The sequence below is a fragment of the Actinocorallia libanotica genome (assembly GCF_039525175.1).
Lineage (GTDB): Bacteria > Actinomycetota > Actinomycetes > Streptosporangiales > Streptosporangiaceae > Actinocorallia > Actinocorallia libanotica.
The window spans coordinates 211,574-230,661 of sequence record NZ_BAAAHH010000001.1; the positions used below are offsets into that span (position 1 = coordinate 211,574).

The following is a 19,088-nucleotide window of genomic DNA, read 5'->3' on the forward strand; positions in this document are numbered from 1 at the left end:
GTGAGCAAGAGCTTCTTCTCCGGCCAGGGCCGGGCGATCGACCGCAGGAACTTCCTGCGCGGCGGCCTGGCCCTGGGCGGCCTCATCGCGGCCGGCGGCGCGCTGAGCGCCTGCGGCGGCCCGGGCGGCTCCGACGGGAGCGGGTCCAAGGCCTCCCTGCTGACCATCGGCACGGTCATCGTGGACGACACGCTGAACCCGATGAACGAGCAGTACACCACCTTCCAGTTCAACGCCTTCGACACGCTGGTGCGCCAGCTGCGCGGCGACACCGAGGCGGCGCCCCGGCTCGCCGAGGAGTGGTCGCGCACCAGCGACACGGTCTGGAAGTTCAAGCTGCGCCAGGGCGTCACGTTCCACGACGGCTCCCCGGTCACCGCCGACGACATCGTCTTCAGCCTCACCGAGGTCACCGCCGAGCAGTACGCGGGCGCGTTGTTCCTCACCGGCGTGAAGGACGTGCGGAAGATCGACGCCACCACGGTGCGGATCGAGACCAGCGCGCCCGACCCGCTGCTGCTGGCCCGGCTCGGCCAGATCTTCGTGGTGCCCGAGGCGCACTGGAAGAAGGTCGGCGAGGACGGCTTCAACGCGAGCCCGATCGGCTCCGGCCAGTTCAAGATCAACTCGTTCGGGGTGGACCGCGGCATCGAGTTCGCCGCCTACGACGCCTTCTACGGCGGCAAGCCGCAGACGTCCGAGATCTTCCTGCGCTACTTCACCGACGCGGGCGCGCTCGCCTCGGCGCTGGAGGCGGGCGAGATCGACGCGGCGCAGAACCTCAGCGCCGAGAGCCTGAAGACGCTCAGCGGCCAGGACGGGCTCACGGTCGCCGCGGACTTCAGCGGCAACCAGAACATGTTCCAGCTGAACACCACCAAGGCCCCCTTCGACGACATCCGGGTGCGCCAGGCCGCGATCAAGGCGATCAACGCCCCGGCGCTGATGGACGCGCTGACCTACGGCGCGGGCGTGCTGGAGGACGGCCAGGTCTCGGCCGAGGGCGTCTTCGGCAACAGCAAGTCGATCACCCGCCCGGCCTACGACCTCGAGGGCGCCAAGAGCCTCCTCAAGGAGGCCGGCGCGCAGGGCGCCGAGGTCGAGATCTTCGGCATGAACCTCTACAAGAAGCTGTTCGAGGCGGTCGGGGCGCAGCTCCAGGAGGCCGGCTTCAAGCCGAAGATCACCTCGGTGGAGGTCCCGGTCTGGGTGCAGTCGTTCCGCAACGGCTCCGACGCCCACATCTTCTACCGGGGCGCGTCCTACACCGGCATCTTCGACGCGGACCGCATGTTCAACCACGTCTCCTCGTCGAAGAAGCCGTTCGTCAAGGACGCCAAGTGGGACGAGCTGCTGCAGGCCGAGCGGACCGAGATGGACACCGCGAAGCGCGAGAAGAAGCTCGTCGAGTGCGCCCGGTACCTCAACGACCAGGCCTACATCCTCTACACCTACGGCGCTCCCACCGTCGGCGGTTACCGCAAGGGCGTGAGCGGTTTCGACAACGGCAACGGGCTGATGCTCCTGCTCGACGACGTGGCCAAGGAGGTCTGACCCTTGTCCCCGGACGTGATCGCCGCACCGGTTCCCGACGGGATGAACCCCGAGCTCAGGCTGCACCAGCGCGGCCGGGCCGAGCTGGAGTTCCTCGCCGCCCAGCGGGCCGCCCTCGACCCGCTGCGGGACCGGGTCAAAGCCCGCATCGAGGCCTCCCCCGAGGCCGCGTCGTGGGGCGAGGCCGCCGATCCCGAGATCGGCGAGCTGCGCGCGGCGGCGGAGCGGGCCCTGGCGGGCTCCGCCGAGCCGGGGGTGATCGGCGCGGCCCTGGCCTGGGGCCGCGGCCGGCTCACCCCGCGCGCCGTCGCGGCCTTCGAGGCCCAGCGCGAGGAACTGCTGGAGCTCGCGCAGGCACCGGATCCCGCGGCGATCACCGACCGGGGCGACGAGGTGGTGCCGCGGTACTGGAAGTACGAGTTCCACGGCACCACCGGAGGGTGGGACGGCCACGAGCACATGGGGTTCGTGCACCACGAGCTGGTCTACCGGTACCTGCTGGTGCCCGCCTACGGCGACATCTTCCGCCAGCGGGGCCAGGTCGCGGCCGCGGCCCCGCGCACGGAATACGCCGCCATCTGCGACCTCGGCTGCGGTACCGGCCAGTACACGCTCAAGCTGGCGGAGACCTACCCCGGCGCCCGGATCACCGGCGTCGACCTTTCCCAGGCGTCCCTGCGCTACGCCCAGCGCAGGGCCGCCGACCGCGGGCTGACCTGGGACCTCGTGCGGGCCGCGGCCGAGGACACCGGCCTGCCCGCGGGCGGCCAGGACCTGGTGACCTCGTTCATCCTGCTGCACGAGATCCCCCCGCACGCGCTCCGCAAGGTCTTCGCGGAGGCCTTCCGGCTGCTGAAGCCGGGCGGCGACCTGGTGTTCTCCGACGTCGCGCCGTACCGCGAGCGGTCCGCCTACAACGCCTGGCTGGACGACTGGGACGCCGAGAACGGAAACGAGCCGTGGTGGCGGACCACCGCCACGGCCGACCTGGTGGAGACGGCCGAGGCGGCCGGGTTCACCGAGGTGCGGCAGCAGCCGCTCGGCCCGGGCAACTACCCGTGGGTCACCATCGCCCGCCGTCCACTGGAGCGGAAGGAGCCGACGTGAGCGAGGGACTGCTGGAGACGGCGGAGGCGCCGTCCCCGAAGGGCTCCCGCGAGGACGCCCTGGTGATGCGGGACGTCCGGGTGACGCTGCCGACCGGCAGAGGCCGGCTGCGCATCATCCGCGACGCCACCTTCCACGTCGGGAAGGGCGAGATCGTGGCGCTGGCGGGCGAGTCGGGGTCGGGCAAATCGACCTCGATCATGGCCGCGCTGCGGCTGCTGCCCGCCGGCGCGCAGGTGGAGGGCACGATCCTCCTGGACGGCCAGGGCGTGCTGGCCATGCCCAAGCGGAGGCTGCGCGACCTGCGCGCCAAGCGGGCGCGGCTGGTGTTCCAGGACCCGTGGCGCTCGCTGCACCCGATGAAGCGCATCGGCGCCCAGCTGGTCGAGTCGGCGCGGACGGCGGACCCCTCGCTGTCGCGCGACGCGGCACGGAGGCTGGCCGAGCAGATGCTGGCCCGGGTCGGCATCCCCGAACCGGCCTCCCGGATGAACTCCTACCCGCACGAGGTCTCCGGAGGGCAGTCCCAGCGCATCGTCATCGCGATGGCGCTGGTGGCCGGACCGGCCGTCCTGTTCTGCGACGAGCCCACCACGGCTCTGGACGTGACGACCCAGGCCCAGATCCTGGAGCTGCTCAAGGAGCTCAACCGGGAACTCGGCCTGTCGATCGTGATCGCGACACACGACCTGGACGTGATCGCGGACCTGGCCGACCGGCTGGTGGTGATGTACGCGGGCGAGGTCGTGGAGTCCGGGCCGACCGCCGAGGTCCTGACCCGCCCGCGCCACCCCTACACCTGGTCGCTGCTGCGCTCGGCCCCCGGCTCCCACGAGCCGGGCGGGCGGCTGCACACCATCGAGGGCCGTCCGCCCGGCCCCGCCGAGAGGCTGACCGGCTGCGCCTTCGCCGCCCGCTGCCCCAGCGCGCACGAGGTGTGCGGGTCGGCGCGCCCCGAGCCGCGTCCGGTCGCGCCGGGCCGGACCGCCGCCTGCCTGCTGGCCGAAGGGTACGGCCCGATCACCCCAGGAGCCCGTGATGAGCACTGAGCCTTACGTCGCCAGGGTCGACGGCCTGGTCAAGGAGTTCCGCCTGGGCGGCGGCCGCACGCTGCGCGCCGTCGACGGCGTCTCCTTCGAGGTGCGCCGCGGCGAGACCCTGGGCCTGGTGGGCGAGTCCGGCAGCGGCAAGACCACCGTCGCCCGGATGCTGATCCGGCTGGAGAAGCCCACCGCGGGCCGTATCGAGTTCGAGGGCCGCGACGTCACCGCGCTGCGCGGCTCCGCGCTGCGCACCGCGGTCCGCCGCCGCATGGCGATGGTCTTCCAGAACCCGTCGACCTCGCTCAACCCCTACCAGCGGGTGGGCGACGTGCTCGCCGAGCCGCTGCAGGTGCACAGGGCGGGCGACGCCGCCGAGCGCCGCCGCAAGGTGTTCGAGCTGATGGAGCAGGTGGGCCTGGACCCGGCGTTCGCCGGCCGCTACCCGCAGGAGCTCTCCGGCGGACAGCGCCAGCGCGTCGGCATCGCGCGGGCCCTGATGCTCGACCCGTCGCTGATCGTGGCGGACGAGCCGACCGCGTCCCTGGACGTCTCGGTGCAGGCACAGGTCGTCAACCTGCTGCAGGACCTGCAGCGGCGGCGCGGTCTGGCCTACCTGTTCATCACCCACGACCTGGCCCTGGTGCGGCACCTCAGCCACCGGATCGCGGTCATGTACCTGGGCCGGGTGGTGGAGATCGGCCCCGCCGCCGAGCTGTTCACCGACCCCGCCCACCCCTACACCGCGGTGCTGGCCTCGATGCAGCGGGACGCCGAGCACCGCATCCTGCCGAGCGGCGACATCCCCTCGCCCGTCGACCGGCCCGCCGGCTGCGCGTTCAGCTCCCGCTGCCCGCTGGCCACCGCGAGGTGCGTCGAGCAGGCGCCGCCGCTGGTCACCGTGGCCGAAGGCCGCCAGGCGGCCTGCCACTTCCCCGGCGAGCTGCGGCTCGGCGGCGAGCTCGGGCACCGGGCGGTGCCCGCGCCGCCCCCGCTCGTCCTTCCCGACACCGACCTGATGACCCTCAAGAAAGGCGGATGACGATGCCCGGATTCGCCGCCGAGAACCCCGTGCACCTGGAACGCTCCCAGCACCTCGACGGGGTGTTCCACGCGCTCATGGAGGTCGCCTCCGAACTATGGGTCCTGCGCGACCGCTTCACCGTCCTGGAGGAGCTGCTGGCCGAGCGCGGCTCGGTCACCCGCGAGGACCTCGACCTCTTCCAGCCCGGGCCGGAGCTGAGCGCCCGGCTGGCCGCCGACCGCAGGGCCTTCCTCGAGCGCGTCATGGAGGCTGCCGCCGCGGGGGGACCCCGATGATCGGATACGCCGTCCGGCGGCTGCTGCTGGTGGCCGTGGTCGCCTGGGGCGTGACCACCTTCCTGTTCGTGCTGTCCCGGCTGGCGGGCGACCCGGCCGAGCTGATGTCCCCGCCGGACGCGAGCGAGGCGATGATCGAGGCGACCCGGGTGCGCCTCGGCCTCGACGCGCCCTTCCTCGTCCAGTACGGCGACGCGCTGCTGAGCGCGGTCACCTTCGACTTCGGGCAGTCGTTCTCCTTCGGCCAGCCCGCCATGACGATGGTCGCCGAGCGGCTCGGCCCCAGCCTGTGGCTGGTGATCCCGTCGCTGGTGCTGTGCGTGCTGCTGTCCTTCGGCATCGGCATCGCCGCGGCGCTCAAGCCCAGCCGCCTCTCCGGCCGGCTGCTGATGGTCGGCGCGTTCGTCACCGGCAGCGTGCCGTACTTCTGGATGGCGCTGCTGCTGGTGCTGCTGCTGGCGGTCAACCTGCAGTGGCTGCCGGCCACCGGCAGCGAGGGCATGTCCAGCCTGGTGATCCCGGTGCTCGCGCTGACCCTCGCGGCGGTGTCGACCACCGCCCGGCTGGTGCGCGGCCAGCTCCTGGACTCCTTCAACGAGGGGCACGTGCTCACCGCCCGCTCCAAGGGCGTGCCGCCGTGGAAGGTGCTGTTCGGCCACGCGCTGCCCGGCGCGATGCCCCCGCTGCTGGCCTGGCTGGGCATCGAGTTCTCGTTCCTGTTCAGCGCCCTGCTCGTGCTGGAGCCGCTGCTGGGCTACAACGGCCTGGGCGCGCTGCTCATCCGCAGCGTCGGCAACCAGGACTTCCCGCTGGTCCAGGCCAGCGTGTTCTGCATGGCCATGCTCATCACCCTGGTCAACATCGCCATGGACCTCATCGTCCGGCTGATCGACCCCCGGCTGCGCGCCAAGGCCGCGGCGTGACCCCCATGACGACAGGGAGGACCCCATGACCACGGCCACCGTCCCGGTCGCCAAGTCCAAGCCCGCTCCGCGCAGCCGCGGCCGGCTGGCCGAGATCCTCGGCCGGGTGTGGGGCGACACCTCCGGGCGCATCGCGATCCCGCTGCTGGGAGCGCTGGTGCTGATCGCGGTCTTCGCCCCGTGGATCGTGCCGCACGACCCCACCCACCAGAACCTCGCCGCGGCGGGCCAGGCCCCGGTCTGGCTGGGCGGCGACGGCGGCCACCTGCTGGGCACCGACACCCTGGGCCGCGACGTGTTCAGCCGGCTGCTGTACGGGCTGCGGCTCAGCCTCGTCGTCGGCGTGGTGACCGCCACCGGCGCCGCCCTGTGCGGCCTGGTGCTCGGCCTGCTCGCCGGATACTTCGAGAACAGCGTCGGCATGCTGCTCATGCGGCTGGCCGACATCCAGTTCGCCATCCCGTTCGTGGCGGTCGGTGTCGCGCTCGCCGCGGTCGTCGGCCCCGGCATCGTCAAGCTGATGATCATCCTGGCGGTGTGGGGCTGGGCGAACTACGCCCGCACGATCGTCAACTCGGTCTCCCAGACCAAGCGCATGGACTTCGTCACCGCGGCGCACACCATCGGCGCCCGCACCCCGGCGATCCTCTTCCGGCACATCGCGCCCAGCGTGCTCGGCCCGGTCATCATCCTGTGGTCGACCAGCGCCGGCGTGATGATCCTGGTGGAGAGCGCGCTCAGCCTCCTGGGCCTGGGCGTGCAGCCGCCGGACTTCTCGCTGGGCAGCATGCTGTCGGACTCGCGCACCACGCTGCGCCTGACCTGGTGGGCCACGGTCTTCCCCGGCCTGGCGATCATGCTGGTGGTGGTGGCGTTCAACCTGCTGGGCGACGCGATCCGCGACGCCCTCAACCCCTCGGCCCGCACCAAGAGCGACCCCGAGCTCTGGTAGCGGCTCACCCCGCGGGGCGCGACCAGGTCCAGCTCCGGCCGATCTCCTCGGAGGCGGCGAGCACGAGCCCCCGCCACAGCTCCACCCGCTCGGGTGTGAAGCGGTGGCGGGGGCCGCACACGCTGATGGAGCCGTGCGGCTCGCCGTCCGGACCGAACAGGGGGGCGGCGACCGAGCCGGCGTCCGAGCGGCGCTCCCCGGCCGAGACCGCCACGCCCATGCGCAGGATCTCGGCCAGCTCGGCGCGCAGCGCGCCGGTGTCGGTGACCGTGCGCTCGGTGAGCGGGGGCAGCGGGCGCGCCAGCAGCGCCTCCCGGCGCGCCTCGGGCAGGAACGCCAGGATGGCCTTGCCGGAGGAGCCGGCGTGCAGCGGGAAGCGCACGCCCAGGTCGACGGTCATCTTGACCTCGTGGGGACTCTCGAACTGGGCGAGGTAGACCCGCTCCTCGCCGACCAGCCCCGACAGGGTGGTGGTCTCCCCGGTCGCGTCGCGCAGCCGGCTCAGGACGGGCATCGCCGCGGTCCTGGTCTCGAACCGGCTCATCGCGCTGGCGCCGAGCGCCACCGCGGCGGGCCCCAGCCGGTAGCCCGGGACCCCCGGATCGGTCCGCAGCATCTCGCGGGACACCAGCGACTGCAGGATGCGGTGCACGACCGCCTTGGACAGCCCGAGCTCCCTGCTGATGGCGCTGACGCCCAGGTACTGCGGTCCCCCGGCGAAGAGCAGGAGCACGTCGGCGACGCGGGCCGCCGTCTCGGTGCCAGGACTCTCCGCGGCCCGCACCGCGGCACGGGCCGAATCGGTCTTCTCGGTCACGTCTCGATCCTAGGTCTCGGTCGGCTTCGGTGGATGCGGAAAAGGCCCCGCGGACGTCCTCGTCCGCGGGGCCTCGCCTGTACGGTCAGCGGCCGCGCGGCTGGTAGCGGCCCACGGGGTCGCCGACGACCTTGCCGTCGGCCAGCACCCGGTTGCCGCGCACGAACGTGTCGGTGACCCTCGCCGTCATGGTGAAGCCCTCGAACGGCGTGTACTCCTGGGTGGACTCGGAGTCCGCGGCGCGGACCGTCCAGGCGGCCTCCGGGTCGACCAGCGCGATGTCGGCGTCGAAGCCCTCGGCGATGTCGCCCTTGCGCAGCAGGCCGTAGCGCTTCGCCGGGTTGGCGGAGGACATGCGGGCGACGGCCTGGAGGGACAGCCCCCGCTTGACGCCCTCGCCGACGAGGCCGGGCAGCAGGTACTCGGCGCCGCCGAACCCGGACTTGGCGAGGAAGACGTCGCCGCGGTCGGCGCCGAACTTCAGCTCGTCGCGGCAGCAGGCGTGGTCGCTGACCACCCAGTCGATCTCGCCGGCGAGCATGTGCCGCCACAGCGCGTCGACGTCCGAGCGCTCGCGCAGCGGCGGGTTGACCTTGCCGCCGATGCCGCTGGCGGTGTCGACGTCGGCGAGCAGGTGGCCGATGGTGACCTCGCGGCGGAAGTCCACGTGCGGGAACGCCCCGGCCATGGTCAGCGCGGCCGACAGGGCCTTCTCACCGGACAGGTGCAGCAGGTTGATGTTGGGCAGGCCGGTCTCGTGCGCCAGGTAGGAGGCGATCGTGACGGCCAGGCCCTCGGAGTGCGGCGGGCGGGAGGCGCTGTAGGCGCGCAGCCCGGAGAGGGAGCCGTCCTGCTCGACCATCTTGGTGTACGCCGTCATGATCTCGGCGGTCTCGCAGTGCAGCGACAGCGACAGGTGGTCGGCGTACTCGGTGAGGATCTCCCGGGCGTTCTGCACGCCGCGCATGACGAACTCGAAGTGCGCGAGGTCGTAGCGCTCGTTCTCGGGGATCATCAGGAACTCGCTCTGGCTGGTCGACCTGCCGTGCAGGCCGTAGCTGCCGTAGAACATGAAGATCTTGAACGAGGTGACGCCGTGCTCCTCGACGAGGTACGGGATCTCGCCGATGTGCTGGGCGCTCATCGGCGCCAGGTGGAAGGCGTAGTCGGTGTAGGCCCTGCCTTCCGACAGCGAGAGCACCTCGGGGAAGAAGTCCTTGTAGCTGCCGCCCTTGTTCAGGTAGTACTGGCCGGTCCGCATGTAGGTGAGCGCGGTCGTGACGCCGCCCTGGACGCTGGCGCGGCTCTCGGTGCGGGTGTCGGTGGCCAGGTCGTTGTAGATGCCCCAGTGCTGGTGGGCGTCGACCACGCCGGGGAAGGCCAGCAGCCCGCGGCCGTCGACCACGGTGGCCGCGTCGTCCTCGGGCAGGCCGGGGCCCACCCGCACGATGGTCCCGTCGTTGACGGCGATGTCCACCGGCGGGGGCGTCCCGTCGGCGTCCCCGGGGCGGACGACCCGGACGTTCTTGATCAGCAGCTCGATGGACGCCATGGGCGGTCTCCTCCGCGTGCGTGTAGTGGGGGAAAGGGGGGAGTTCTTCAGCCCGCGAGTGTGCGGGCGAGGTCGTCGGCCGCCAGGTAGGCGAGCCCGAAGGCGGGCAGCAGGCCGTTGCCGGCGAGGTATCCGGCCGCGCCGTGGCCGGAGACGCCCGCGGCCGCGCCGCCCGAGGCGTACAGGCCCCGGATCGGCCGGTCCCGCGCGTCCACGACGGCGGCGTGCTCGTCGACGATCAGGCCGCCCTGGGTGTGGAAGAGGGCGGGCAGGACGCGGACGGCGACGTAGCGGGGGTCCAGCGGGCGCTCCCAGCGGGTGCGTCCGTGCGGGTCCTCGCTCTCGCCGCGGGCGGCGGACGCGGACGCGGCGAGCTCGGCGGCGAGCGCCTCGGCGGGCAGCCCGGTCGCCTCGGCGAGGGCGGCGGCGCCCTCGGCCCGCACCAGCACGCCGGACTCGACGACGTCCAGGTAGTCCTGGAACGCCAGGCACCGCTCGTGGACGGTCTCGTCGATGACGATCCAGCCCGTCGATCCCGGCCGCGCCGCCAGCTCGGCGGCGTACTCGGAGTAGCCGCGGCTCTCGTCGCCGAAGCGGCGGCCGGTCAGGTCGACCAGGATGCCGCCGAGGACGATCGTGGCCCAGGTCACCAGGGTGCTCGCCCCGGCGGCGACACCGGCGTGGCCCTGGTAGGCGTCCAGGTAGCCGGTGGCCGCGCCGAGCCGCTCGCCGATCCGCAGCGCGTCGCCCCGGGAGTGCTCGCCGCCCTGGTAGAGGGCCTTGGCGATCTCCGGCAGGTGCCGCGCGACGAGCTCGCGGTCGGCGCCGTAGCCGTTGGTGGCCAGCAGGACCCCGCGGGTGGGGATCTCCTCCTCGGCGCCGTCGGGCATGCGCACGACGGCGGCGCGCACCGCGCCGTCCGGGCCGGTCAGCACGTCGGTGAGCCGGGCGGGGACGAGCATGTCGATGTTCGGGTGCTCGCGCACCCGGCGCGCCAGGTGGTCGATCACGGTGTTGCCGTGCCGGCCGGGCACGGTGTGGCAGCGGGTGACCGAGTGGCCGGGGTAGGTGAAGTCGGTGACCAGCGACATCGGCAGCCCGACGCCGTCGTTGAGCCACTCCACGAGCGGGGCGCTGACCCCGGCGAGCGTACGGGCGAGCCGGGCGTCGACCTGCCCCTTCGTCTTGGCGGCCATGTCGGCGGCGAACAGCTCGGGGGAGTCGGCCACCCCGGCCTCGGCCTGCCAGCGGGATCCCGCGCCGGGGAACATCGCGGTCGACATCGAGGTGTTGTTGCCGCGGCGGTAGTGCTCGCTGGCCTCCACCACCAGGACGCTCAGGCCGTGCTCCGCGGCGCGCAGCGCGCCGGCGAGGCCGCCTCCGGCGCCCGCCACGACGAGGTCGGGCCCGTCGAATTCCGTTCCGCTCACTGGGTTCCTTCCTGACCCGCAGCTCCCGTGCTTGTTCCGCTAAGAGAAACAGTTGCCGGGGGTCTGGTCCAGCGTGACATCCGGCCCGGTCGCGGGTCAATATCCTTGGCGAACTTGACTATAGCCAGTAACCAGTGCGAACTTGAAAAAGCCTTGACCGGGACGCTCTCCGGGAAGGCGAGCCGAGAGTGTTCCGCTAAGCGGAACGACGAGAGGAAGGTGCACGTCCATGGCAGGCGCGCTGGAAGGCATCCGGGTCATCGACACCGCGACCCTGTTCGCGGGCCCCCTCGCCGCGACCCTGCTCGGCGACTTCGGGGCGGAGGTCGTCAAGGTCGAGCACCCCAAGGGCGACCCGGTGCGCAGCCACGGCGCGCAGCGCGACGGCGTCGGCCTCTGGTGGAAGATGATCGGCCGCAACAAGAAGGCCATGACGCTCTACCTGGGCTCGCCCGAAGGCCAGGAGATCTTCCGCAGGATGGTCGCCGACGCCGACGTCGTCATCGAGAACTTCCGCCCCGGCACGCTGGAGCGCTGGGGCCTGGGCTACGACGAGCTCAGCCGGATCAACCCGCGCCTGGTGCTGGTCCGCGTCACCGGCTTCGGCCAGATCGGCCCCTACGCCAAGCGGCCGGGCTTCGGCACCCTCGCCGAGGCGATGAGCGGCTTCGCCGCCATCACCGGGCAGCCCGACGGCCCGCCGACCCTCCCGCCGTTCGGGCTCGCCGACGGCATCACCGCGCTGACCACCGCGTTCGCCGTGATGACCGCGCTGCGCGCCCGCGAGGCCACCGGCCGCGGCCAGGTCGTCGACATGGCCATCATCGAGCCGATCCTCACCCTGCTCGGGCCGCAGATCATCAACTACGACCAGCTCGGCCTCCTGCAGCAGCGCACCGGCAACCGCTCCAGCAACAACGCGCCGCGCAACACCTACCAGACCCGCGACGGCAGGTGGGTGGCCATCTCCACCAGCGCCCAGTCGATCGCCGAGCGCGTGATGCGCCTGGTCGGCCGCCCCGAGTACATCGACGAGCCGTGGTTCGCCTCCGGCGCGCAGCGCGCCGAGCACGCCGACGAGCTCGACGAGGCCGTCGGGAGCTGGATCGCCGAGCGCGACCGCGACGAGGTCATCAAGGCGTTCGAGGAGGCGCAGGCCGCCGTCGCCCCCATCTACGACGCCGCCGACATCATGGCCGACCCCCAGTTCCAGGCGCTCGGCACCATCGCCACCGTCCAGGACGACGAGCTCGGTCCCATCAAAATGCAGAACATCCTGTTCCGCCTCTCGGAGACGCCCGGCCGCATCGAGTCCGCCGGCGCGCCCGTCGGCGCCCACACCGAGGAGCTCCTCGCGCGCTACGGCGTCACCGGCGACGAGCTCGCGGAACTGCGCGCCAAGGGCGTCATCAAGTGATCCGCAGCTGGCTGTACGTGCCGGGGGACCGGCCCGACCGGATGGACAAGGCGCTGGCCGGACCCGCCGACGCCGTGGTCCTCGACCTGGAGGACGCCGTCGGGGCGGCGGCCAAGGACGAGGCGCGGCGCAACGTGCTGGACGTCCTGGCCTCGGGGCGTGCCGCGCACGTGCGGATCAACGACCCCGCCACCCCGGCGGGAGAGGCCGACCTGAAGGAGCTGGCCGCCGCGCCCGGCGCGCTCGCCGGCGTCCGGGTGCCCAAGAGCGAGGACCCCGGCGGGCTGCGGCGCGTCGCGGACCGGCTCGGCGTGCCGGTGCACCCCCTGATCGAGTCGGCGCTCGGGGTGGAGAACGCCCTGGCGCTGGCGACCGCCCACCCGCTGGTCGCAGGGATCTCGCTGGGCGAGGCGGATCTGCGCGCCGACCTGCGGGCGGGCCGCCGGGCCCTGGCCTGGTCCCGGTCGCGCATCGTCGTCGCGGCGCGCGCCGCCGGGCTGCCCAGCCCGGCGCAGAGCGTCTGGACGGCGGTGCGCGACCTCGACGGGCTGCGCGCCGACACCGAGGCGGGCCGCGAGGGCGGCTTCTTCGGCCGCTCGGTCATCCACCCCGCGCAGGTCCCCGTCGTGCACGAGGTCTGCGCGCCCGATCCCGCGGAGACGGAGTGGGCGCGCGAGCTGCTCGGCCGGTTCACCGGGGCGGCCGGAGAGGCCGCCTGGATCGATTCCTCAGGAAGGTTCGTCGACAGGGCGATCGTGGAGCGGGCCCGCTGGCTGCTCCGCCTCGCCGATGCCGCCGACCGCGAGAACGCCAAGAAAGGCGACGTCCCATGACCCAGACCACCGATCCGCTGCTGGCGGCCGTCGCCGGCGGCGTCCGGCTGATCGAGCTCGGCCATCCGTTCTTCACCGGCATGCCGTGCTCGCCCAACCACCCCGGTTTCCGGATGACGCTGATCCGCCGGCACGGCGACATGGAGCGCCCCGACGGAGGCTCGGCGGCCAACGAGATCATCGTCACGGGCGGCCACGTGGGCACCCACATCGACGCGCTCTCGCACGTCAGCCACTGCGGCAGGCTGCACGGCGGCGTGGACGCCGCCGAGGCCCAGCTCGGCGGCGCGTTCAAGGAGCACGGCGCCGAGAAGCTGCCCGGCCTGCTGCGCCGCGGGGTGCTGCTCGACGTCGCGGCCGTGCACGGCGTCCCGACGCTGCCGCCCGGCTACGGGGTGACCGCCGCGGACCTGGAGGCCGCCGCGAAGCGCGCGGGCGTCGAGCCCGGCGCGGGCGACGTGGCGCTCGTCCGCACCGGCTGGGCCCGCAACTTCGGCGACCCCGAGGCCTACATGAGCAAGGCCGAGGGCGTGCCCGGCGCGACCGTGGAGGCCGCCGAGTGGCTGGCCGCCCGCGGCATCGTCGCGACCGGCTCCGACACCACCGCCTACGAGCAGATCCCCGCGGGCGCGGGCCACGCGGTCCTGCCCGTCCACCGGGTGCTGCTGGTGGAGAACGGCATCTACATCATGGAGCACCTCTACCTGGAGGACATCGCCGAGGTCGGGATCCACGAGTTCGTCTTCGTGCTGGCCCCGCTGCGCATCAAGGGCGGCACCGGCTCCCCGGTCCGTCCGCTCGCGGCGGTGAGCGCATGACCGCGCCGCTCGTCCAGACGCTCGGCGAGTTCGCCGAAGGCGTCCGGAGCAAGGGGCTGCCCGCCGAACTGCGCGCCGACGCCGCGCGCCGCGTCCTCGACGTGCTCGGCAACAGCCTGGCCGCCACCGGCGAGCCGCCCGCCAAGGCCGTCGGCGCGCTGGTCCGCGAGTGGGGCGGCGGCGGCCGCGCCACCGCGATCGGCTTCGCCGAGCCGCTGCCGGAGCCGAGCGCGGCCCTGCTGAACGGCACGCTCGCGCATTCCCTCGACTTCGACGACACGCACCTGCCGTCGGTGCTGCACCCGTCCGCGTCGGTCGTGCCCGCGGCGCTGGCCGTCGCGGAGTCGCGGGGCGCGACCGGCGCGCAGCTGCTCGACGCGATCGGCGTCGGCGTCGAGATCGCCGTCCGCGTCGGCATGGCCGGATACGACGCGGAGCTGGGCAACTCGGTGTTCTTCGAGCGCGGCCTGCACGCCACCGCGATCTGCGGCGCGCTCGGCGGCGCCGCGGCCGGGGCGATGCTGTCGGGCCTGGGCGCGCAGGGCGTCGCCGACGCGCTGGGCATCGCCGCGAGCATGGGCTCGGGCCTGCTGGAGGCCAACCGCACCGGCGGCACCGTCAAGCGCGTGCACTGCGGCTGGGCCGCGCACGCCGCCGTCACCGCCGCGGGCCTGGCCCGCACCGGCCTGACCGGCCCGCCCACCGTGCTGGAGGGCCGCTTCGGCCTGCTCCAGGCGTTTTGCGGCGACCAGTACCACCTGGAGCCGCTGCTGGACGGCCTGGGCGAGAAGTGGGAGCTGCCGGGCATCTTCTTCAAGCCCTACCCGTGCAACCACTTCACCCACGCCGGCGTCGACGCGGCACGGCGGCTGCGCGAGCGCGGCCTGGACGTCTCGGAGATCGACCGCATCGAGCTGGGCGCGCCCACCCCCGTCCTGCGCACCATCGGCGAACCCCGCGAGGACAAGATCCACCCCCGTTCCGGCTACCACGCCGCGTTCTCCGGCCCCTACACGGTCGCGGCCGCGCTCCTGGGCGGCGGCGGCCTCGGCCTCTTCCACGAGGACTTCACCGACGAGCCCGACGCCGTCCCGGCCCGCCTGGCCCTGGCGGCGAAGGTGCACTGCGTCCCCGACGCCGAGTGCGACCGCGTCTTCCCCCACCAGTTCCCGGCCGTCCTCCGCGTCCGCCTCGCCTCGGGCGAGGTGCTGGAGGAGCGCGTCAGCGTCAACCGAGGCGGTCCCGGCAACCCGCTGAGCTCCGAGGAGTTGGCCGCCAAGTTCCACCTGAACGCCACCCGCCTCCTCACCCCCGCCCAGGCCGACCGCATCACCGAACTCACCTACGGCCTGCCCGAGGCCCCCGACCTCACCGCCCTGGCCCAGGCCCTGCGGGAGGCACCGGCCTCCCGGTAGGACCCGCGACCCCCGGGCCGGCGCCCTCGCCCCGCGAGCGGCGCCGGCCCTCGGCGTTCCGCCGGGGTCAGGGTTTGCGGCCGACGCCGCCGTAGGCGTGGGCCGGGGGGCCGGGGGCGAAGGGGCTGGGCTCGGGGCGCCACAGGTGGACGGGGACGATGCCGGGGTCGAGGACCTCCAGGCCGTCGAAGCAGCCGATGACCTGTTCGGGGCGGCGCAGGCGGTAGGGGACGGCGCCCGTCTCGTCGTAGCCCTCCTGGGCCTCGGCGAAGTCGTCGTCGGTGGCGGTGCCGTCGTAGAGGGCGAGGAAGCTGCCGGAGGGGAGGGGGGCCAGGAGGGCGTCGATGATCTGCTTGATGGCGTCGTCGTCGGGGATGTGGCCCATGATGCCCATGAGCATCAGGCCCACCGGGCGGCCGGTGAGGTCCAGGGTCGCGGCCGCCTTCTCCAGGATGGACGGGGGGTCGTGCAGGTCGGCCTCGACGTAGGCGGTCACCCCCTCGGTGGTGCCGGTCAGCAGGGCGCGCGCGTGCAGGAGGACCAGGGGGTCGTTGTCGACGTAGACGACGCGCGCGCCGGGGGCGACGCGCTGGGCGACCTCGTGGGTGTTGTCGTGGGTGGGGAGGCCGGTGCCGATGTCCAGGAACTGGCGGACGCCCTCCTCGGCCGCCAGGTGGCGCACGGCGCGGGTCAGGAAGGCGCGGGAGTGGCGGGCCAGTTCGATGATGCCGGGGAAGACCCGCACGTACTCCTCGCCCGCCTGCTGGTCGACGGGGAAGTTGTCCTTGCCGCCGAGCCAGTAGTTCCAGATGCGGGCCGAGTGCGGTACCGACGTGTCGATCCCCGAGTAGAGGTCTTTTTCTGCCTCATGCCAGGCGAAGCGCTCTTCTTCCCCGGTCACGTCGGGCCTCCGGAGGGCATCGGGTGGTGCTCGGACGGTTCCCCATGACAACAGAAGGCGAAGGCCGTTGGCTAGGTATAGGAGATATATACCTATTGGTACTAATGGCGCCACTTGAGGAGATCGCTGAGGATTTGCAGGGAGGTTTCGGGGGTCTCCGCGGTGAAGAACTGCCCTTTCAGAAGTGCGGTGTAGTGCTGGACGACACGGGATTCCGGCGGGCAGAGCGTGTTCCCGTCCTGCCGGAGGCAGATGACGTCGGGGAACTCCGTCTCGCGGAAGCGCAGCAGCCGGACCGGTCCGCCGATCAGCGCCCGGTCCGGCTCCGACCGGCGGAGCTGGAGGCTGACGTTCGGCAGCGCCGCGAGGGCGAGCAGGTGCTCGGTCTGCGCGCGCCACAGGGCGCGGTCGCCGAAGGGCGCGACCGCCGCCTCGTCCAGGAGCACCCACAGCCGGGCGGGCTCGCCGCGCAGGAGCATGCGGCGGCGGCTCAGCTGGAACGCGACCTTCCGGGCGATGAGCTCCTCCGGCGCGCCGGGGTCCTCCCACAGCGCCGCGCGCCGGGCGTGCTCCTCGGTCCACAGCAGGTCGGGGATGGCGCCCGGCTCGTAGATCTGCAGCCGGTGGCTCGACTGCTCCAGTGACAGGTAGGCCGCGGCCCCGGCGGGGACGACGTCCCGGTAGGGGTGCCACCACTGCGGCTTCCCGCTCCCGGCGGCCTTCAGCAGGGTGGCGCGCTGGGCGTCCTCGATCGCCAGGCGCTCCCGCGCCTGCTCCTCGGGGTCGGGCGCGCCGGAGGCCACGCCCACCGGGCCCCCTCGCCCGCGCCCGCGGCCGCGGAGCCCGTCCATGGCCGTGAGCGCCGCCTCGTGCCGCGCCTTCCACAGGGCGAGGGTGCCGGCGCGGTCGGGGTCCTCGCCGCGTTCGGCGAGGATCTCGCGGAGCACGGTCAGCAGCGAGGCCGTCATCTCCCAGCGGGGCAGCCGGCGCCGCGGCTTGGTGAGCAGGTCGTTGACGGTGGCCGCGGGCAGCGGGACGATCCGCCGCCCGTGCGGGGCCGGCCGCCTCCTGAGCTCCTCGGCGTGCCGCTCCACCGCGGCATAGGTGGGCGAGGCCGCCGCCCAGACCGCCCTGAGCTCGGCGATGAAGGCGGCCACCACCTCTTCGGTGGACCCGTGGGGCATCGGTCCTCCGCAGGATCCTCGTACTCCGGTTCGATGCCGAGCATCCTGCCGCGACGCGGGTTTCGCAACCCGTGCACATGTCGGATTTCAATATTCAGTGTGAAGTAAAGTTACTTCAGTAAGAGGAGTTGAGTAACTAGAGCATCCGGGTTTGTCTGGATAATGAGGTTTTTCATAAGAAAGATCCGCCCCCGGGCGGATCGTAGATCCGTGCCTGAGACGCCCCCCGCGCCGCAGCCCGCGGAAGAGGACCCCATAGCCCTGTGCCTTTACACCATCTGGTCGCTCCAGACCGGCCGACCGATGCCCGGGCGCCCCTACGAGGCGCTCTCCCGCGAGGAACTCGAGGAGTTCTGGAGCGACTGCTGAAGGCCGCGGATTCTCAGGCCGGGAACGGCGTACCGGCGAAGAACGTCCGGACGACCGCGTCCGATGAAGGATCGGTCAGCACGTCGCCCAGCGGCGCCGCCAGCAGGACGAGATCGGCGGTGACGCCCGGAACGACGCTTCGCGGCCGCCCCCCGGGAGCGCCGGGCGGCGTGAGGAAGAGCTCCAGGGCGCGGCGCGGGGGGATCCGCTCCCCGGCGCCGAGGACCCGCCCGCCCGCCGTGCGGCGCTCGATCGCGGCCTTGACGGCGCGCCAGGGATCGGGCGGGCCGTAGGGGGCGTCGGTGCTTCCGGCGACGGGTACGCCCGCCGCCAGCAGGGAGCCGCAGCGGTAGAGGTCCGCGTGGTCCTCCGGAGGGACGTCGAGCAGGTAGCGGTCGCCGCGCTCGGCGACGAACCCGGGCTGCGTCACCACGGTCAGGCCGCGTTCGGCCAGGACCGGGACGAGTTCCGGCGACACCACCGAGGCGTGCTCGATCCGGTCGCCGTGCCGCACGCCCGCCTGCTCCCAGGCGGCGAGGGCCAGGACGAGGGCGACGAGGCTGACGCAGTGCACGGCCACCGGCCGCTCCGCGCGGTGCGCGGCCTCGATCGCCGCGGCCAGCGCGCCGAGTTCGGGGAACTCGTGGTCGGTGACCACCAGCTTGACCGGGCCGCGCGCCACACCCGCGGGGAAGTCCGCCGCGGCCAGCGCGGGGCCGCCGGTGAGCGTCAGCCGCTGCGGCAGTCCCGCCTCGGCCAGCACCCGCAGGTCCGCCACGCGTTCGACGGGCGTCGCGTCGGTGACACCGGTGACGCCCGAACGGGCCAGCCGGCGTCCCAGCCCGGCCAGATCGGGGAGGGGCTCCGCCGGGAGCCGCTCCCGCAGCCAGACGTCGGCGCGCAGCAGCCGCCCGGTCGGCCGCCCGGCCCCGTCCGTCTCGGCGCCCTCGGGAAGCCGCCCGTCGTCCAGGCCGACGGCGCGGCAGGCCGCGCCGTTCAGGCTCCACTGCGCCCCCGAACGGTGCTGCACCCGTACCGGCCGGTGGGGGAGGAGCCCGTCCAGTGCCTCCCGGTCCAGGTCGCCGGCGACGGACTCGTGGTACCCCACGGCGCGCAGCCACGCGCCCGGGGGCAGGGCGGCGTCGGCGCGCCGCAGCACGTCGGCGAGCTCGGCGCGCGAGGACACCTCGGGCGGGCCCACGTGTACCGAACGCCCGGCCGCGGCGGTCGCCATGAGGTGGATGTGGTGGTCGTGCAGCCCGGGGATGAGCGCGCCGCCGCACCCGTCCAGCACCTCTTCTCCCGGAAGAGGGGGCAGGCCCGCGCCGATCCCGGCGACGACGCCTCCGGCGAGGCGCACGTCGGCACGGCGCCCGGCGACCTCCACGTCGCGCAGCAGCAGCGCCGTCACGGGAGCGCCGCGCACGGGATGACACCGCCTGGCCCGGGAGCATCG

The 19,088-nt window shown here is 73.3% G+C and carries 18 protein-coding genes; 12 read left to right on the top strand and 6 right to left on the bottom strand.

Translation table 11 applies throughout. The annotated features are described in order from the left end of the window. From ABD140_RS01155 to ABD140_RS01185, 7 genes are read left to right on the top strand one after another with little or no spacing between them, the layout of a single operon-like run. On the top strand, positions 1-1,554 hold the full coding sequence (locus ABD140_RS01155; protein ID WP_344235684.1) for an ABC transporter substrate-binding protein: 1,554 nt from the start codon (positions 1-3) through the stop codon (positions 1,552-1,554). Positions 1,555-1,557: 3 nt separating this feature from the next. Further along, a complete protein-coding gene (locus tag ABD140_RS01160; protein WP_344235686.1) occupies positions 1,558-2,661 on the top strand; it encodes a class I SAM-dependent methyltransferase in 1,104 nt (367 codons plus the stop codon). Then, positions 2,658-3,710, top strand: coding sequence for an ABC transporter ATP-binding protein (locus ABD140_RS01165; RefSeq protein ID WP_344235688.1), 1,053 nt, complete (start codon positions 2,658-2,660; stop codon positions 3,708-3,710). The genes ABD140_RS01160 and ABD140_RS01165 overlap by 4 nt, the downstream gene beginning before the upstream one ends. Continuing rightward, positions 3,700-4,743, top strand: coding sequence for an ABC transporter ATP-binding protein (locus tag ABD140_RS01170; RefSeq protein WP_344235690.1), 1,044 nt, complete (start codon positions 3,700-3,702; stop codon positions 4,741-4,743). Before ABD140_RS01165 ends, ABD140_RS01170 begins: the two co-directional genes overlap by 11 nt. After that, the gene (locus tag ABD140_RS01175) at positions 4,740-5,021 is read left to right on the top strand and encodes a hypothetical protein (RefSeq protein WP_344235692.1); all 282 of its coding nucleotides are present in this window, start codon (positions 4,740-4,742) and stop codon (positions 5,019-5,021) included. Before ABD140_RS01170 ends, ABD140_RS01175 begins: the two co-directional genes overlap by 4 nt. Further along, positions 5,018-5,944, top strand: coding sequence for an ABC transporter permease (locus ABD140_RS01180; protein ID WP_344235694.1), 927 nt, complete (start codon positions 5,018-5,020; stop codon positions 5,942-5,944). The genes ABD140_RS01175 and ABD140_RS01180 overlap by 4 nt, the downstream gene beginning before the upstream one ends. Before the next feature lie 25 nt (positions 5,945-5,969). Beyond that, positions 5,970-6,896 (top strand): ABC transporter permease, encoded by a 927-nt coding sequence (locus tag ABD140_RS01185; RefSeq protein ID WP_344235695.1) that lies wholly within the window; start codon positions 5,970-5,972, stop codon positions 6,894-6,896. Between the two features lie 4 nt (positions 6,897-6,900). Here ABD140_RS01185 and ABD140_RS01190 read toward each other — a convergent pair whose 3' ends face one another. From ABD140_RS01190 to ABD140_RS01200, 3 genes are all read right to left on the bottom strand, one after another. Beyond that, positions 6,901-7,713, bottom strand: coding sequence for an IclR family transcriptional regulator (locus ABD140_RS01190; RefSeq protein ID WP_344235697.1), 813 nt, complete (start codon positions 7,711-7,713; stop codon positions 6,901-6,903). Between the two features lie 85 nt (positions 7,714-7,798). Further along, complete coding sequence (locus ABD140_RS01195) at positions 7,799-9,265, bottom strand: dihydroorotase (RefSeq protein ID WP_344235699.1); 1,467 nt, start codon at positions 9,263-9,265, stop codon at positions 7,799-7,801. Positions 9,266-9,312: 47 nt separating this feature from the next. Next, positions 9,313-10,695, bottom strand: a complete 1,383-nt coding sequence (locus ABD140_RS01200) for an FAD-dependent oxidoreductase (protein ID WP_344235701.1) — start codon at positions 10,693-10,695, stop codon at positions 9,313-9,315. A 229-nt stretch (positions 10,696-10,924) separates the two neighbouring features. Between ABD140_RS01200 and ABD140_RS01205 the strand changes: the two genes are divergently transcribed. From ABD140_RS01205 to ABD140_RS01220, 4 genes are read left to right on the top strand one after another with little or no spacing between them, the layout of a single operon-like run. Further along, a complete protein-coding gene (locus ABD140_RS01205) occupies positions 10,925-12,112 on the top strand; it encodes a CaiB/BaiF CoA transferase family protein (RefSeq protein WP_344235703.1) in 1,188 nt (395 codons plus the stop codon). Then, complete coding sequence (locus ABD140_RS01210) at positions 12,109-12,945, top strand: HpcH/HpaI aldolase/citrate lyase family protein (protein WP_344235705.1); 837 nt, start codon at positions 12,109-12,111, stop codon at positions 12,943-12,945. Before ABD140_RS01205 ends, ABD140_RS01210 begins: the two co-directional genes overlap by 4 nt. Continuing rightward, the gene (locus tag ABD140_RS01215) at positions 12,942-13,763 is read left to right on the top strand and encodes a cyclase family protein (protein ID WP_344235707.1); all 822 of its coding nucleotides are present in this window, start codon (positions 12,942-12,944) and stop codon (positions 13,761-13,763) included. Before ABD140_RS01210 ends, ABD140_RS01215 begins: the two co-directional genes overlap by 4 nt. Continuing rightward, on the top strand, positions 13,760-15,178 hold the full coding sequence (locus tag ABD140_RS01220) for an MmgE/PrpD family protein (RefSeq protein WP_344235709.1): 1,419 nt from the start codon (positions 13,760-13,762) through the stop codon (positions 15,176-15,178). The genes ABD140_RS01215 and ABD140_RS01220 overlap by 4 nt, the downstream gene beginning before the upstream one ends. A gap of 67 nt (positions 15,179-15,245) precedes the next feature. Here ABD140_RS01220 and ABD140_RS01225 read toward each other — a convergent pair whose 3' ends face one another. Together ABD140_RS01225 and ABD140_RS01230 are read right to left on the bottom strand one after the other, a co-directional pair. After that, positions 15,246-16,079 carry an SAM-dependent methyltransferase gene (locus ABD140_RS01225; protein ID WP_344235711.1) on the bottom strand — a complete coding sequence of 278 codons (834 nt, stop codon included), beginning with the start codon at positions 16,077-16,079 and terminating at the stop codon, positions 15,246-15,248. A 101-nt stretch (positions 16,080-16,180) separates the two neighbouring features. Continuing rightward, the gene (locus tag ABD140_RS01230) at positions 16,181-17,263 is read right to left on the bottom strand and encodes a DUF5753 domain-containing protein (RefSeq protein WP_344235713.1); all 1,083 of its coding nucleotides are present in this window, start codon (positions 17,261-17,263) and stop codon (positions 16,181-16,183) included. Positions 17,264-17,473: 210 nt separating this feature from the next. Between ABD140_RS01230 and ABD140_RS01235 the strand changes: the two genes are divergently transcribed. After that, positions 17,474-17,632, top strand: a complete 159-nt coding sequence (locus ABD140_RS01235; RefSeq protein WP_344235715.1) for a hypothetical protein — start codon at positions 17,474-17,476, stop codon at positions 17,630-17,632. 13 nt (positions 17,633-17,645) lie between these two features. Here the strand turns inward: ABD140_RS01235 and ABD140_RS01240 are convergent, their stop codons facing one another. Next, complete coding sequence (locus tag ABD140_RS01240) at positions 17,646-19,058, bottom strand: amidohydrolase family protein (protein ID WP_344235717.1); 1,413 nt, start codon at positions 19,056-19,058, stop codon at positions 17,646-17,648. Positions 19,059-19,088: the final 30 nt, after the last annotated feature.